Origin of the sequence: Flavilitoribacter nigricans DSM 23189 = NBRC 102662 (genome assembly GCF_002646595.1) — a bacterium.
Lineage (GTDB): Bacteria > Bacteroidota > Bacteroidia > Chitinophagales > Saprospiraceae > Flavilitoribacter > Flavilitoribacter nigricans.
This window is the reverse complement of sequence record NZ_PDUD01000045.1, coordinates 69,781-85,585: the sequence shown is the minus strand read 5'-3', so window position 1 is coordinate 85,585 and position 15,805 is coordinate 69,781. Positions and strand designations below refer to the sequence as shown.

Annotated in this window: 14 protein-coding genes and 1 tRNA gene; 9 read left to right on the top strand and 6 right to left on the bottom strand. The window is 51.6% G+C overall.

The genetic code is table 11. From position 1 onward, the window contains the following. Positions 1-39 precede the first annotated feature (39 nt). Positions 40-402 carry a 50S ribosomal protein L19 gene (rplS, locus tag CRP01_RS34155; RefSeq protein ID WP_099154575.1) on the top strand — a complete coding sequence of 121 codons (363 nt, stop codon included), beginning with the start codon at positions 40-42 and terminating at the stop codon, positions 400-402. Positions 403-570: 168 nt separating this feature from the next. Here rplS and CRP01_RS34150 read toward each other — a convergent pair whose 3' ends face one another. Both CRP01_RS34150 and CRP01_RS34145 read right to left on the bottom strand, forming a co-directional pair. Continuing rightward, entirely contained in the window at positions 571-4,227 is a 3,657-nt protein-coding gene (locus CRP01_RS34150) for a metallophosphoesterase (protein WP_170110659.1), read from the bottom strand. 218 nt (positions 4,228-4,445) lie between these two features. Beyond that, the gene (locus CRP01_RS34145) at positions 4,446-5,435 is read right to left on the bottom strand and encodes an AraC family transcriptional regulator (protein ID WP_170110658.1); all 990 of its coding nucleotides are present in this window, start codon (positions 5,433-5,435) and stop codon (positions 4,446-4,448) included. Positions 5,436-5,604: 169 nt separating this feature from the next. Between CRP01_RS34145 and CRP01_RS34140 the strand changes: the two genes are divergently transcribed. Next, positions 5,605-6,039, top strand: a complete 435-nt coding sequence (locus tag CRP01_RS34140) for an SRPBCC domain-containing protein (protein ID WP_099154572.1) — start codon at positions 5,605-5,607, stop codon at positions 6,037-6,039. 69 nt (positions 6,040-6,108) lie between these two features. After that, complete coding sequence (locus CRP01_RS34135) at positions 6,109-7,146, top strand: TlpA disulfide reductase family protein (RefSeq protein ID WP_170110657.1); 1,038 nt, start codon at positions 6,109-6,111, stop codon at positions 7,144-7,146. Positions 7,147-7,221: 75 nt separating this feature from the next. Here CRP01_RS34135 and CRP01_RS34130 read toward each other — a convergent pair. The 3 genes from CRP01_RS34130 to CRP01_RS34120 form a co-directional block, all read right to left on the bottom strand. Further along, positions 7,222-7,307: transfer RNA gene (locus CRP01_RS34130), tRNA-Leu, on the bottom strand. Positions 7,308-7,484: 177 nt separating this feature from the next. Beyond that, on the bottom strand, positions 7,485-8,249 hold the full coding sequence (locus tag CRP01_RS34125) for an ABC transporter ATP-binding protein (protein ID WP_099154570.1): 765 nt from the start codon (positions 8,247-8,249) through the stop codon (positions 7,485-7,487). A 6-nt stretch (positions 8,250-8,255) separates the two neighbouring features. Continuing rightward, positions 8,256-9,002 carry an MlaE family ABC transporter permease gene (locus CRP01_RS34120; RefSeq protein WP_099154569.1) on the bottom strand — a complete coding sequence of 249 codons (747 nt, stop codon included), beginning with the start codon at positions 9,000-9,002 and terminating at the stop codon, positions 8,256-8,258. A 106-nt stretch (positions 9,003-9,108) separates the two neighbouring features. On the opposite strand from CRP01_RS34120, the gene CRP01_RS34115 reads away from it, so the two are divergent. Continuing rightward, the gene (locus CRP01_RS34115; protein WP_099154568.1) at positions 9,109-9,834 is read left to right on the top strand and encodes an SDR family NAD(P)-dependent oxidoreductase; all 726 of its coding nucleotides are present in this window, start codon (positions 9,109-9,111) and stop codon (positions 9,832-9,834) included. Between the two features lie 110 nt (positions 9,835-9,944). Here CRP01_RS34115 and CRP01_RS34110 read toward each other — a convergent pair whose 3' ends face one another. Further along, entirely contained in the window at positions 9,945-10,325 is a 381-nt protein-coding gene (locus CRP01_RS34110) for a four helix bundle protein (protein ID WP_099154567.1), read from the bottom strand. Between the two features lie 282 nt (positions 10,326-10,607). Between CRP01_RS34110 and CRP01_RS34105 the strand changes: the two genes are divergently transcribed. The 5 genes from CRP01_RS34105 to CRP01_RS34085 all read left to right on the top strand — a co-directional run bounded on the left by CRP01_RS34105 (position 10,608) and on the right by CRP01_RS34085 (position 15,799). Next, positions 10,608-11,714 (top strand): sensor histidine kinase, encoded by a 1,107-nt coding sequence (locus CRP01_RS34105; RefSeq protein ID WP_099154566.1) that lies wholly within the window; start codon positions 10,608-10,610, stop codon positions 11,712-11,714. Beyond that, on the top strand, positions 11,711-12,487 hold the full coding sequence (locus CRP01_RS34100; RefSeq protein WP_099154565.1) for a LytR/AlgR family response regulator transcription factor: 777 nt from the start codon (positions 11,711-11,713) through the stop codon (positions 12,485-12,487). Before CRP01_RS34105 ends, CRP01_RS34100 begins: the two co-directional genes overlap by 4 nt. A gap of 135 nt (positions 12,488-12,622) precedes the next feature. Continuing rightward, positions 12,623-13,921: a DUF2911 domain-containing protein gene (locus CRP01_RS34095; RefSeq protein WP_099154564.1), complete on the top strand. Its 1,299-nt coding sequence runs from the start codon at positions 12,623-12,625 to the stop codon at positions 13,919-13,921. Positions 13,922-14,297: 376 nt separating this feature from the next. Next, positions 14,298-15,476 carry an amidohydrolase family protein gene (locus CRP01_RS34090; RefSeq protein WP_099154563.1) on the top strand — a complete coding sequence of 393 codons (1,179 nt, stop codon included), beginning with the start codon at positions 14,298-14,300 and terminating at the stop codon, positions 15,474-15,476. A 29-nt stretch (positions 15,477-15,505) separates the two neighbouring features. After that, on the top strand, positions 15,506-15,799 hold the full coding sequence (locus CRP01_RS34085) for a hypothetical protein (RefSeq protein WP_099154562.1): 294 nt from the start codon (positions 15,506-15,508) through the stop codon (positions 15,797-15,799). Positions 15,800-15,805: the final 6 nt, after the last annotated feature.

Below are 15,805 nucleotides of genomic sequence, written 5' to 3'. Positions count from 1 at the left end.
CCCCGCTTTAAGTGAAGCAGTCAGATAAATCGATAAAAAATGGATGCTATTAAGTTTGTACACGAGCAAATGACACCGGCCAAGGAACTACCCAAATTCCGTGCTGGTGACAACGTAGTAGTTAACTACCGTATCGTGGAGGGAGATAAAGAGCGTATTCAGTCTTTTCGTGGTAATGTGATCCAAATTAAAGGAAACGGTTCCACTAAAACCTTCACAGTAAGAAAAATGTCTAACGGTGTTGGTGTAGAGCGTATTTTTCCGTTTTCTTCTCCAAATATCGTAGACGTAACCATCACCAAGCGTGGTAAAGTACGTCGTTCACGTCTGTTCTACCTGCGTGAACTGGTAGGTAAGAAGGCTCGTATCAAGGAGCGTACCTTCATCAAGGAAAGCAAGTAATCCCCGCGTAATTTCCCGGAGATCTACTTCCTCCAAGCCGGACAATGATATATCGTATCGTTGTCCGGCTTTTGTGTTTGGGGAAATGCGGACGGCTATTCGTCCGGCCTCCGGTCGTCAGTCGGGATCAATGCCGGACTGACGACCGGGGGCGGAGCAACGGGCCGTTTAGAAGAAGTAGGATCCGAGGAAGGTAAATACATTCCGGTTGTCTTCGGCCCGGAATAAACTCAGATTCAGAACGAAGCTATTGAACGGGCTGATCCAGACCCCGCCACCGTAACTATAGTGCCAGGTTTCGGACTCATCCACATCCTCATCCAGCCACACCCGCCCGTGGTCGAAGCCGGCGAGTATACCCATAGAGAAGGGCAGTGTCCGGTTGCGTGACCCCAGGATCTTCCAGCGAATATCATTGTTCTGATAAAAAGCCGTTTTACCGGCGTAGCGATTGCGTCGCAAGCCCCGGAAATTGGCATCCGTACCGGTACCGCCGAGGGTAGCCGCCTGGAAGAACTCGTAATCGTTACTAAAGCGATGCTGTACGCCGAACTGGCTGGCGATTACCACATTGGCCCGGTAGTCCAGCCGTTGGTAGGCCGAAAAAGAGGCATTCAGGTAGGGGAAGTGCTTGTTAATATTCCCCATTTGGTATTTCCAGCCGCCTTCACTGCGGAAACTGAAACCTCTGGTGGGCAGTTCGGGCTGGTCCAGGTTGGTATATTCAAACGTGAGGCGCAATCCGAGATACTGCATACCGTCGAACAACTTAGGATCGAACTGATCGGCCACTTCGTCAATATAGCGACCGGCGGTGCGATCAATACGGACGGATTCGAATGTGGGACCAATTCCCCAGCCGCCGGTGGCCTCGCTTTTCATCAGCATGGGGTTAAATTCGATCAGTCTTTGCCGGACGCGGTTGTAATCGCGATCCCGGTCTTCCAGCACTTCGGGGTTCTGGGCATCATTGCCCAATCCGTAGAAGTTGATGGCGTAGAAAGGCGTCTGGGCTTTGCCCTGCAGGATCAGGTCCCAGTCACTGAGCAGCAGGTCGTTGAAGCTGCCCTTGTAGGTAAAGCGAATGCCGCGGGTAGCCAGGGCGTAGTTGATGCCGTAGCTGTGTTTGGAGGCAAAGGGATCCTTCCGGAAGCCATAGGTGGTATAACTACCGAGAAAACCGACCAGGAAACCATCGTCCGGATTCACGCTGAAGAACGGGAACAGGCTGCCGAAGTTGTATTCGTAATCCCGGGACTTTCGGTCGTAAGTATTGTAAACCGGATTATCGCCGATAAGTATCCGGGTATCCTCTCCACCGTTTACGACATTATTTTCTGATTCGACATCGTAAACGAGGTTTTTACGTCCTCCACCCACAATGCGGGAAGAATCGTTGAAGGTGTCTTCTCCCGGGCCGCCGATAAACCGGATCTTTGGACCCTGTGGCACCTCACCCGTGATGATAAAGGTGTCGTCTCCATCCAGCCCGTAGAGATTGATCTCTTTGGTCTCACTGCTGATGAAGGTCCTTTCGTAGATCAGGTCCTGTTTTTCCAGTTCCTTATTGGTATCGTAGACCTTGATGTTGGTGCGTTCCCGGTCAATCCGGTTGACTTCAAAAAGGTCCCGCTTTTCCGTGCCGACCACATCTACCTTTCTGGCCCGGAAGAGATAATACCGTTTGGCAATATCTATAATGTTATCCCGGCGTTTTTTCAGGCTTTTAATGATGTCGGGAGCCGATATATCATAGATGTTCTTCGGCCAGGAGGTCATAAAGGCGGAGTCGATCAGTTCGTCGGTAAGTTGTTCTTTCAGGAAATTGGCCTCCCTTTCCCAGTCGCTCAGATCCATTTCCGAAGTAAAGGTCGGGTCAAAATGGCGGGCGTTGTAATTGCCCCATTTGGCGGGCCGGATATCGCCCCCGTAAGGCTGCCACTGTTTGGAAGAGGCCATGGCGTTGCGCACGAAGGACATCACAAAGCCGTCGTATTCGCTAAAGGCCTGATCCCGGTCGCGGGGAATGGGGCGGTAATACTCAATTTTACCGGTATCGATCAGACTCCAGCGCCACTGGTCATCGTGCCGGTCCCAGTCGCCGAGCAGCATATCGAACAGTCGGCTACGGACCACCCAGGCCTGATCGATCTGATCGTCCTGTTCGCCCTGTATCTCTTCCAGTACATCGCGGGTACTAAAGATCTCTTTGGGGTTTCCGAAATATTCGGCGTCCTTCCAGACCTTATCGTCTGGTCTTTCCTCCACGAGGTAGAGCGCACCGCCAAAATCATCATTGTAGGTATCCAGCCTGGCCTGTTTAGGGACGTAGTAGAGTTTGGGATTGGTGTGATAGACCTTTGCGGCATCCGCCAGGGGAGGGATCGCAAGGGCCGCAAACGGATGGGAAGCACTGAAATTGTCTTTGACCAGATCCACCGCGAACGACTGGTTGAACGGGTAGGGGATGGTCCGGGTCGCATCCTTGTCGATGGATCGCATGGTGAACTGCCTTCCTTCTTTATTTTCGAGCCGTAGCGAGTTGGTCTGGAAGCCGCCACCGCGTTTGACCGGTTGCACGCCTCCCTGAAAAGTTTCCAGGTCGAGTACGGGCACCTGCACTTCGGAGCCGTACACATTCCGGTAGTGTTGGCCGAACAGGAAACTCCAGATCCCGCCCCGGGCAAAATTATCTTTACTCACCGGTACTTCAACGCTTTTCAGCACATTCACCGGAGGATAGTCGAACAGGGGTTCTTCCTTATCGGGAAGCGGGCCGCGAATTTTCTTGCGAAAAACGACCTTACCTTCCTCGCCGTCTCCCTCCGGTACCCAGAATTCGATCCAGCCACTTCCGTCTTCGTAATAATCGATCTTGGCCCATCCGTACTGAGCGTAGGAGAAATCCGAACCGTTGCCGTTGCGCACGGCGGTTCTTTTGGAGCCCGATCCGCTCACCACGAATACCTGACTGTCCCGCTCGATATACTGGATACTGTGCTCGTGACCCGACGCAAAGACAAAACGCCCATTTTTGCGGGCGTGGCCGACCATACTGTTGCGGAGATTCCGATAGCGGGGGTTGGAAACATCCTGCTCGTGGCCGATGGTGGCCCGCAGGAAGTTGAAAACCGATCCCACTACCGGCATGGGAACCAGCAGGTTGTTGTTGAGGTTGGTCAGTGGGAACAGATGATCTTTGGCCCGGTACTGCCCCCCGTGCGGACCGTAGGTGAACAGCGGGTGGTGCAGTGCAATGACTATATTCTTGTTGCGGTTGCTTTTGATCGCTTCGCCGACCTCCAGTTCGAATACCTCGCGACTTTTGGCATCGCAGTCTTCGTTGATCTCCGGCAGGCCGTCCCAATTTTGCAGGTACCACTGGGAATCCACCAGCAGAATGACGAGATCTTCGGTGAGTTCCACCACTTCGGGGCCACCGCATCCGGCATCGGGGAACCAGATATCATCACGGCCCAGATAGTCTTCCACGAAACGGGCCTGACGCTGTACGCCTTCCAGTTTCCAGTTGTACCAGTCGTGGTTGCCGGGAATAAAGAAAACCCGGCCGGGAAAGTCCTTAACCGCATCCAGCTGAACTTTGATCTTGTATTCGTCCGAGGCCCTTTCCGCCTCCGCCCAGGTGGGCGCCAGACCAGTGCGATAAATGTTATCTCCGAGAAAAACCACCGCATTGTTCTCGTCGGCATTTTTCAATTTCTCGCCGAGTAGCCTGATGGCCGGCGGTATTTCATCAAAGGCGGCTCCTCCGGCATCACCGATCAGGTAAACGCTGTAAACAGGCTCTTCGCCGCTGGGTGGCAACTGGGTTTCCCAATCTTTTCCTTCAGCGGAGTAATTTATCTTAAAATTGGCGCAGGAGGACCAAAAAAAGGTTAGAATTAATAAAACTAGAAGTGGCTTACATCTCATAATATGATGGCAATTGGATTTATATGAGCTTTTAATTGTTTCGTAATATAATTCAAATTGGCCGACAAATGTTGACTAAATCCGGTTTTTGCATCCCTTTCCTTTGAAGGTCAGGAAGAAAAATGTTGCTCGCGGTAGGTTTGGGGACTCATCCCGAACCACCGGTTGAAACTTCGGATAAAGGAACTGGCTTCGGCAAAATCCAGGGAGTAGGCGATCTCCTTGACACTCAGTTCCTCATTCCGGAGGTAGTCCAGGGCAAATTCTCTTTTCAGTTCATCGGTCACTTCCTGATAGGTACAACCTTCCGATTTCAGCCTTCTCTGCAGGGTACGTACGCTCAGATTGAGATTAGCTGCGGCCTCCCGGATCCCTGGAAAATGAGGGCGGGCCATGTTGAGGATCGTTTTGCGGACCCGGTGCCCAAAGTCTTCCTCCCGGGCCATATGCTCTAGTTTTTGCCCCGCGTAGCGCACCAGCATTTGCAGCAACTCAAAATCGCTATTGACGACTTTATCCGCCACCTGTGCTTTATTCAGATAAAAGGCCGTTTGGGAGGTGCCCAGGCGCACCGGGCACTGAAAGATCCGCTCGTATTCCGGCCGGGCCGCCGGATTGGCGTAGGAAAAATGTACGCTGATCGGCTGGTGCTGCTGCAGGGTGATACTCTGGAATTCCCGGAGGGTAAATACCATCATGCCGTCCATGGTCTGGTGGGCGCTCAGCGGATATTGCTTTTCCCAGGCCGCATCGGGTTGGAGGGAAAGTTCCCAGGCGTGGTCAAGTTCTTCCAGTCGAAAGGGGAGTTCCTGACAGCCGAGATTAGCGAACTCTACCGTATACCGGAGGGCTTCCAGAACGGTACTGCTGTTCTGTACGATCTGTACGATCAGGCCGGCTGCGGAAAGGGAAAGGAATTCGCCCAAATGTAAACCCAGACTGGGATCCCGACTCTGACGCAGGGCGATCTGCAGCACCCGGTCGTACTGGACCCGGTCGAAAAAACGGTCCTCATCATTCAACTCATCCAGATGCCGGCTGTCAACTGCCCGGAGCAGATCACCGATGTCGGCACCGCGCTCACCGGCAAAGTGGATCATGTTTTTAACGAATCTCGCTCGGAATGGCATGAAGTTAAGAATTAGAGGCAGGAGCAATCCGCCAATCGCGAAGATAAATACTTGGCACCAAATGTCAATCATTCGGCATTTGCGGTCAAGATGATATCGACAAAATACCGGCATTTTTGTACCAGATAAATTAAAAACAATGAAAAATTTAAGCACAGAGATCGTTATTGCCGCATCCCCCGAAAAGATCTGGGAGGTCCTGCTGAACTTTGCTGAATACCCGGAGTGGAATCCTTTTATAAAGATCGAAGGGAAGCCGGTGGTGGGCACCCACCTAAAAAACACCATGATGCTGGAGGGACGCTCGCCGCAGATTTTTAAACCCGAGCTACTGGTCGTGGACGCACCGAACGAATTGCGCTGGCTGGGTAAACTTTTTGTATCCGGTCTGTTTGACGGGGAACATTACTTCCTGCTGGAACCGATTGACGAGCAGCATACGCGTTTGGTACACGGCGAAAATTTCCGGGGCATACTCGTCGGCATCTTAATGAAAATGATCGGCGAGAACACCCGAAATTCTTTTGAACGCATGAATGTAGCCTTGAAACGCCGGGTGGAAGAAGGACAGTAAATTGATAATAGTTAGGTCATAAAGGCGTGACTTTTAGGAGGATGGGACGTTATGGGCATAAACGAAAGTATGAAAACGACCGCTCTCCTTACCCTAACTGCATTGCTCAGCTTTCTGCTTGGAGGATGCAACCAGGAAACGCTCCCGGACCGTAATTCCTACATCCTGGAAGTTCACCTGTCCGGGGACTACAATGACTACCTTTTTCTCGCCGGAGAAGAAATGGATAGTGTACTGGTGGTGGACGGGGTCGCCCGCTTCACCGGCGAAATGCCGGTACCGGAGCAGGTAGCCGTGATCCCGAAAGGTACTTCGATCGCCCCGGCGAGGGTCTACCTGGAAAACAGTCACATCAAAATGTACGGCCACTATATTCTGGCTACGGATACCCGCCCCCAGAGGATCAGAGTGGACTCCATCGTCGGGTCGAAAATGCAGGATCTACTGGAAGACTGGCAGAATGATTACCAGCGGCTGACCGCGGATCGGGAGAATCCCGAATCCCTGAATGCCCGAATGACCCGGGTAATCGCCGAAAAGATCAAGCTTTCCGACAACCTGGGGGGCTGGATACTGGCACGTTCCGCCGAGAGGCTTTCGCAGGAACAGCTCCGGTCTTTATACGAGCAGATCGACACCACGGCCATACCCGGTACGGAACTCCGAATGATCCAGCGGGCGCTTACCCGAAAATCCAATATCGGGAAAAATGTGGCGTGGGAGAACTACGAACTGATCCCTTCTACCTCCGAAAAAGAAAATATATTGGCTAATACCGGCGGCAAACGTAAGTTATTACATTTCTGGGCGACCTGGTGTGGGCCCTGTATCCAGAATTTTCCGGCTCTGGACAGTGTCGTTGATCAATATCAGGCGCAACTGCAACCGCTCGGCCTATCGATCGACTTTGACAGCACGCGCTGGCACAACTACCTCATTGATGAGCAGCGACTGGATGGGGAGTATTTGTTACCGGGCGCCTGGGAGCATCCGCTCGCCAAAGACCTGGAAATAGACCGCATTCCCTACTATATTCTTTTGGATGAGAACGACCAGATGATCCGCCAGGGTGGTCTTGCGGATGTGATCGCCGGTCTGGAGGAGTAAGCCCCCGGATATATGACTGATCCGGAAATAAAAAAACATCCAAGGGAACGGATCTCTTGGATGTTTTTGGTGGTGTGCCCAGAACAGGAGTCGAACCTGCACGCTCGTAATTGAGCACCAGCCCCTCAAGCTGGCGTGTCTACCAATTCCACCATCTGGGCATGGTAATTATCGATGAAAACGGAATTTAAAATATCGACTTATCGACAGTAACGGATACCGTTTTCAAAAAGTTCTGCAAAGATATACTTATTCAATTAAAATGAAAGCGGAAAAGCGAATAAAAATTACAGATAATCGCATTGAAATTTCATTACCTGCAAGCGGCCGTTGGTTGCCTATTCCTTCTCCAGAGCCGTACTCCGCAACTTTTGCAGGAAAGGCGAGGCAAAGATAAAATCGCGTAGTGTATCACTGTCACTGGTGAGTACCTCAGATTTATTCCCGCGCCAGGCAATCTGACCGTTACTCAGTAGTACGATATTTTCCCCGATTTCCATCACCGAGTTCATATCGTGGGTATTGATCACCGTGGTGATGTTTTGTTCTTCGGTGATACTTTTGATCAGTTCGTCGATCACGATGGACGTTTTGGGGTCCAGACCGGAGTTGGGTTCGTCGCAAAACAGGTATTTCGGCCCCAGCACGATGGAGCGCGCGATACCAACCCGTTTCTGCATACCACCACTGGTCTCGGAAGGGAACTTGCTGTTGACACCCTCCAGATTAACCCTTTCCAGACAGTAATTGACGCGGTCCAGTTTTTCTTTCCGGGTTTTATTGGTGAACATATCCAGCGGGAAGCGCACATTCTCCTCCACCGTCATGGAATCGAACAGGGCCGAACCCTGAAAGAGCATACCTACCTGCATGCGGATATTCCGCAACTGTTTTTTATTCAGCGAATACAGGTCGACATCGTCGTACCAGACCCGGCCGCTGGTGGGGCGGAACAATCCGACCAGGAGTTTGAGCAGTACGGTTTTCCCGGCGCCGCTTCGGCCGATGATCAAATTGGTCTTACCCTGGTAAAACTCCGTGGTAATACCCTTCAGTACTTCAACTCCGTCGAATGATTTGTGAAGATCCTCCGTTCTGATCATAACATATTAGGTTAACAACACTGCAATTAAATAGTCCGCCAGCAGGATGAGAATGTCACTGAATACCACGGCATTGGTACTGGCTTTACCCAACTCAATACTACCTCCCTGCACGTAATAACCCTGATAGCTCGATACCGAGGTAAGAATAAAGGCAAAAACCGCCGCTTTGATGAACATAATGGTGATGTTCCGCTCTACAAAGAAGGAGCGAACCCCCAGTACATAGTCCGAATGCGACATCAGTCCACCGGGGACCGCCGCCAGATAACCACCAATGACACTTACAAAAGCCGCCAGGGCCACGAGCATCGGGATCACCACCAGGGCCGCGATCACTTTGGGCATGATGAGATAAGCTGCGGTATTGACGCCCATGATCTCCATGGCATCGATATGCTCTTTCTGCCGCATCCCACCGATCTCGGCCGCGATATTGGAGCCCACCTTACCGGCCAGCACCAGACAGGTAATGGTCGGCGCCAGTTCGATGATGGTACTGTCCCGCACGATGTAACCGATATAGTACATCGGGATCAGGTTGCCCTCCAACTGGTAGGCGAACTGTACCGCAGTAACCGCTCCGATAAACACGGCGATGACACAAACGATGATCAGCGAGCCTACGCCGATGTCGTTCATTTGCCGCATGGTTTCCCGATAGTACATCGAAAATTTTTCCGGGCGGGAAAAGGCCGTGCCGAGCATAATGAAGTAGCGGCCCAGCTCTTTTAAAAAATTAATAACGATCATATGAATAGATGTTCTCCGGACTCGGTTTTCGGTAGAATCGCCAAAAATACGCTATTTTGTAAACTTTACTAATCCACACAACACCAGTATTGATAAAGAAGTTGAGATGAGCAAGGATAATATAGCACCCGGAAAAGTACTGATCACCGGCGCCACCAAGGGAATGGGCCGGGCAATCGCCTTTCGCTTCGCCCGGGCGGGTATGGATATAGCGGTTACCGCACGCACCGAATCGGATGTAAACGACCTGAAACAGGCCCTGCAAAATGATTTCCCGGACATCGATATTCTGGCTCTGGCCGCGGACGTCAGCTCGTCGGATGATATCGACCGGCTGGCCGAACGCATCCGGAAGGAATGGGGCACACTGGACCTCCTGGTAAATAACGCCGGCATCTTTTTGCAGGACAATCTGCTCACCGAGCCCGAAAGCAATCTGGATCGCTCCCTGCAGGTGAATGTATACGGCCCCTACCGGCTGTGCCGGGAACTGGTCCCCCTGATGATCGATGCCGGAAAAGGACACATTATTAATATATGCTCCGTAGCGAGCAAGATCTCTTTCCCGAATGCCGGTTCTTACGTGATCAGCAAACACGCTTTGCTGGGGCTCACCCGGGCACTGCGCATGGAACTAAAAGAAAAACACGTCAAAGTAACCGCCCTGATGCCCGGCGCTACCTGGACGGCATCCTGGGAAGGGGCCGACATCCCGAAAGAACGCATCATGCCGGTAGAGGATATTGCAGAAGCAGTCTTCGCCGTCTGGTCGATGGGACCGAGTACGGTGGTGGAAGAAATGCAGCTGCGGCCGCAGCTGGGAGACGTTTGAGTTGACAAGGAGACTTGGTGAGGGGGAGATGGGGTGACAAGGGGATGGGGTGACAAGGAGAGGGGTGAGACGGGGAGATTGGGTGATGGCTCTCCCCGGCCTGGCTGATATTATTTAATGACCCATTGATCCGGACTGTTTATAATGGTGATGATTTTGCCGATTATATAGTCATACTGTTGTTTCAGATCCTGATAATTTTTTTGATCTAAATACTGGCAGTGATAGGCAAAATCCCGCCAGACCTGGGTTTCTGCCGCTTCAGTTTCCGCATCACTATATTTGGCGATCATCGCCGCTTTATAACGTCTCTTTCGAAATCCTTCTGCAATATTTGCACAAACCGAACGGGAAGATCTACGGAGCTGATCCGTCATGGAATAGGTCTCTTCTTTTGGAAAAGATTTGGTTATGGTAAAGATATTCATGGCCATTTTAAAAGCCATTTGATATACTTCCAGATCATGATGAGCGCGAATTTTTTGTTTCATCTTTTAGATTTAAGGTGTTAGAGAGAATAAGGCCTTTCAACCAGCCTGTATACTAAAGAGTAGAGAACGACCAATTTTCCATAAAAAAATCAGCACTATTTTTTTTACGCCCCCCTCACCCCGTCCCCCAATCACCCCCTCACCCAATCACCCCCTCACCCAATCCCCCCCTCACCTCGTCACCCAATCTCCCCGTCTCCCCCTCATCAAACATCCGTCACAACCCAAGTCATTAATCACCAGAAGGTAGGAGAGAAGTCGGAATTTCCCGTTCTTTGCAGTATGAATTGGAAAAAGTATGCGCCCATCCCGTATTGGCAGGGTATACTGGTAGCTCTATTACTGGCTTGTCTTTTTACGTTGAAGTCCTATCTGCGGCTGAAATACTTTAATGAACTGGAGTATTTCAAGCTGGGCCGTACCCTTGGGGTACACACGGTGAATTATTTGCTATGGGCCCTCTTGTTGCCGCTGCTCAACTATTTTTTTGAGCGTTTCCCGATACACGATTCCCCCTGGCGAACGAAGGGGATCGCCCTGGCGCTGAGTCTGACCATCTGCTTTTTCCACGAATTCACCTCCAGCCTGATGCTGGCCATACCGGCCAACTGGCTGGGATATTATCCGCTGGGCGATGATAATATGGCCTATATCATCAGAGGCCTGCGAATTGCCGTGCCGGATCGCTTTCTGGAATACTGGATCATTTACGCCATTCTGACTGCGATGCGCATGCAACGCAAATTCCGGAATAAAGAACTGGAACTGGTGAAAGTGGAAAACCAGTTATCCAGCGCCCGTTTGAACGCCTTGCGGTTGCAACTCCAGCCTCACTTCCTGTTCAATACCCTTAATACGATCTCCTCTCTGATGGAGATCAATGTGAATGCGGCCCAGAAGGTCGTGTCCCGCCTGGGGGGCTTACTGCGCTTCGTGTTGGATAAGGATGAACGCAATTTCATTCCCTTGCGCGAGGAATTGGAATTTGTACGCAATTACCTGGACATTGAACAGACGCGGTTTAACGATCGGCTGAGCGTGCAGTACGATATTGACGATGCAACCCAGGAGATCTGGGTACCGCACCTGATCCTGCAGCCGCTGGTGGAAAATGCTATCAAGCATGGGTTCTCCAACCGGAGCAACGATGGAAAGATCGAGGTGATCACCCGCAAACTCGACGATAAAGTGGAAATGGTGATCCGCGACGATGGTTGCGGTACGGACCTCAGTCCGGAAGAACTGCTCCGGGCGGGTATTGGCCTGAGTAATGTCAAAAAACGGCTGGAACTGCTTTACGGCGAAACGGCCGAAATGGAAATTACCACCCGTCCAGAAGAAGGGTTCTCGGTTTGCATTCTCCTGCCCATCAAAAGACCGGAAGCATGAGAAAGATCAAAACACTGGTCGTCGATGACGAGCCGCTGGCCCGGGCGCGGATCTGTAAATTACTGCAGGGATATGATTTCATTACCCTGCTGGGAGAGTGCCGCAACGGCAAGGAGGCACTGCGACAGATCACGGACTACCGACCGGATCTGGTTTTTCTCGACATTCAAATGCCGGATTTTAATGGCTTCGATGTGCTGGCCAAGATGGATAAGGACAAGATCCCTTTTATCATTTTTGTGACCGCCTACGATCAGTATGCACTCAAGGCCTTCGATGTGCACGCCGTAGACTACCTGCTGAAACCCTACGATAACGAACGCTTCGATCGCGCGCTCGATCACGCCCGCCGGCAGATCCAGACCCGGGATCAGGCCACACTGCACCACCGGATGCTCCATGTACTGCAGGAGTTCGAGCACCAGCAGATGCCGGAAAGCCTCCGGATCGAGATAAAGGACCGGGGCAAAACCCAGTTTATTAATCTGCTGGATATCCAGTGCGTGGAAGCGCAAGGCAATTACCTGCAGCTTTTCCTGGCGGATGATACTTACCTCATCCGGCAGACGCTACAGGCTTTTGTGGAAGAAACCCAGGGGCATCCCTTTCTCCGTATTCATCGTTCGATCCTGATCAATACCAATTATCTGAGCGGCAAACGCTATGACGGCAATGGCCAGTACCAGTTCTCGCTGCGCAACGGCCGCCAACTCCAGTCCAGCCGCAGCTTTCGCGAGGATATCGAAAAGTTTTTCGACGATCCGGTGCAGTAAAATATTTCCGGCCGCAAGTCATCACAATTTCCTTCATCCGTCACATATCCTTTGCCTTCGGCGAACAGAGCCTGTATCTTTGGTAACAACGACGTAATCACTACGACTGTAATTAAATCACCCGAACTTTTTGTTATGAAAAACATCCACTGTAGATCATGGTGGCTGGCCTGCCTTATCGTGAGCCTGCCATTCTATCTGGGCGGACAGACCCAGCTACTCTCCACACCCACGGCCAGTCCGAAAGCGATGGTAAGCCAGCGGATCGGCCTCACTGATGTAAAGGTGGTATACCACCGTCCCGCAGCCCAGGAGCGCGATATCTGGGGTACGCTGGTGCCCCAGGGCCAGGTTTGGCGGGCAGGCGCCAATGAGAATACGGTCATTCATTTTTCGACGGACGTGCAGGTAGAAGGTAAAGCGCTGGCTGCCGGTTCCTACGGTCTCCACATGGAAGTAGGGGAGGAGCACTCCACGGTGATCTTCTCCAACAACAGCACGTCCTGGGGGAGCTTTTCCTACGATCCGCAGGAAGATGCCCTCCGGGTGGAAGTGAAAAATGAACCCACCGATCATTTCTATGAATACCTGACCTACGAGTTTTTGCCCAACGGTAATGATGCCGGGACCTGTGCCCTCAGTTGGGGCAAACGCCGGATCGCTTTCAACTACACGGTTGATCTGGGATCCACCGTACTGGCCAGCATCAGCGAAGAACTACGCGATAAGGCCGGCTGGACCTGGCAGGGTTGGAACGAAGCGGCGAATTACAGCCTGGTAAATAATCTGGACCTCAAGCAGGGCCTGGCCTGGGCGACCCGTTCGGTATTCATCAACCCGACGTCCCAAAACCTGCTGACGAAAGCCAGGATCACCGCGCAGATGAAAGCCGGCGAAGGGAAAAAACCGGATCCCGAAGTAATCCTGACCGTACTGGAAAAGGACCTGGATGCGTTTCCGACCACCTGGAAAGAATGGAATGCCGCCGCGGCTTTCGCCCAAAATAACGGCGACATGAACCGCGCCGTAAAATGGGGGGCAACTTCCGTTCGTATGAGTCCGCAAATGACCAATATGATGGCCCAATCCACCTATCTGGCGGCCAAGGGAGATAATAAGGAAGCGGAGAAAATGAAGGAAGAAGCCATCGAGCGGGGAACCAATGCCGAGCTGAATACCTATGGCTATCAGTTGCTTTTCGGTGGAAAACCCCAACAGGCCATCGAGATATTCAAAGCCAATACCGATAAATATCCGGAGGATGCCAATGTCTGGGATAGTCTGGGAGAAGGATACGTCACGGTCGGCGATAAGGACAACGCGATCAAGGCTTTCAAAAAGTCGTTATCGCTCAATCCACCCGCCAACGTCCGGGCCAATTCCCTGAAACTCCTGAAGCAGTTAGGGGTAGATACCACCCAAATGCACCCCTGACCCCCGAAAATCTGACCCCTAAAATCTGACACCTGATAATCTGACACCTGACCCCTAACAACCTGACACCTGACAATTAAAAACAGTTCTTGTAAGAAATCACCGTTTTTGCGACGGCCGGGGAATTAGTTTCCTGGCCGTTTTGCTTGTAACACCGACCTCCGGTCGGTGTCCGCTATACATGATGCGAAGTGGTTTGGAATTTTTTCAAAACACTTCGCGTCAGGATATGCTGTACTTAAACTGGTTTGGATTTCCCAAACCAATTTTACGTCAGTATAATAATTATCACCTGCCTACCCCCATCAACTCTAAAACCCATCCCATCTAGGCCGGAAATTTCCAGAATTCCCTATACTTGCAGGAAAAAGCATCCATGCGAAAAATATCGGCTGATCTCATCTTTCCCGTTTCCGGAGCCCCGATCGTTAACGGAGTAATCGTTTTAGAAGACGACGGTACCATTTTATCCGTCGATCAGATGGAGCAGCACGATCCGGGTAGTGTGGAGAATTACGAAGGCATCATCGTTCCGGGTTTTGTCAATACCCATTGCCACCTGGAACTATCCCATATGAAAGGATTGGTCGATACGGGTACCGGCCTGTTGCCATTCCTGCAAAAAGTAGTTGCTTTCCGGGATTTTCCCCAGGATCAGATCCTCGATGCGATCGATCAGGCGGATCAGTACATGTACGATCAGGGGATCGTGGCGGTAGGGGACATTTCCAATAAACTGGATACCGCCGGGCGTAAGGAAAAGAGCGAGATCCGCTACCACACCTTTGTGGAAATGTTTGACTTCCTGCAGGACGGGGCCGCTCAGACCACCCACGAGCAGTACGAGCCGGTATTTGCGGGGCAGAGTACCGGTGGTGGTAATGTGAAGAGCTATGTTCCCCACGCGCCCTATACGGTTTCCCAAAAGTTGTTTCGGATGATCCGGGAGCTCAATAAGGGGAAGAATATCACCGTGAGTATCCACAATCAGGAAACGCCGCACGAAGACGAGCTATTCCTGACGAAAACGGGTGGTTTCAAAGAGTTTTACCGTACATTCAATATTCCCCTCACCGAGTTTTCGGCAACGGGTAAGACGGCCATCCACTACGCGCTGGAAAATATGGATCCGAACAGCCGTACGCTCTTTGTACACAATACGATGACTCGGCCGGAAGATATCCGGGCCGCTCACGACTGGAGCGATAAATTATACTGGGCCACCTGCGCCAATGCCAATCTTTACATCGAGAACCGCCTGCCGAACTACCAGTCCTTCCTCGACAACAACGCCCGGATGACCATCGGCACCGATAGCCTTACGTCCAACTGGCAATTATCCGTACTCGAAGAGATGAAGACCATTGCCCGCTACCAGTCCTATGTGCCCTTCGAGACCCTTATCCGCTGGGCCACCCTGAACGGGGCCGAAGCGCTGGGTTTTGCGGATAGCCTGGGAAGTATCGAAGCCGGCAAAAAGCCCGGCCTGAATTTGCTTAATCTGGACGCCGACCTGCAACTGACCACCGAGACCAAGGTGGAAAAGTTGGCTTAGCGTTGCGGGAACGGCTCAAGATCCGATAAATGAAAGATATACTGGACGCAGATGATCCTATCCCGGAATCGAAAGATCCCTATCTGGGATGGTTGGGCGTATCCATGATCCTCCATCTGGTACTGTATATCGACGGGACCCTCGGTAATTTCTGCCGCTTTCATGCACTTGGAATAGCTATTACGCTTTTCCTGATCACCGCCAGTTTTTTGGTCTACTTTTTCCTGCGAAAATTGATCTGGAAAAAAAGGTGGGTACTCGCCGGCTTATGTATCGCCGCCAATGTTTTTTTGGGTCTGGGCAATTATATGATCATTTGTTAGCTGGAC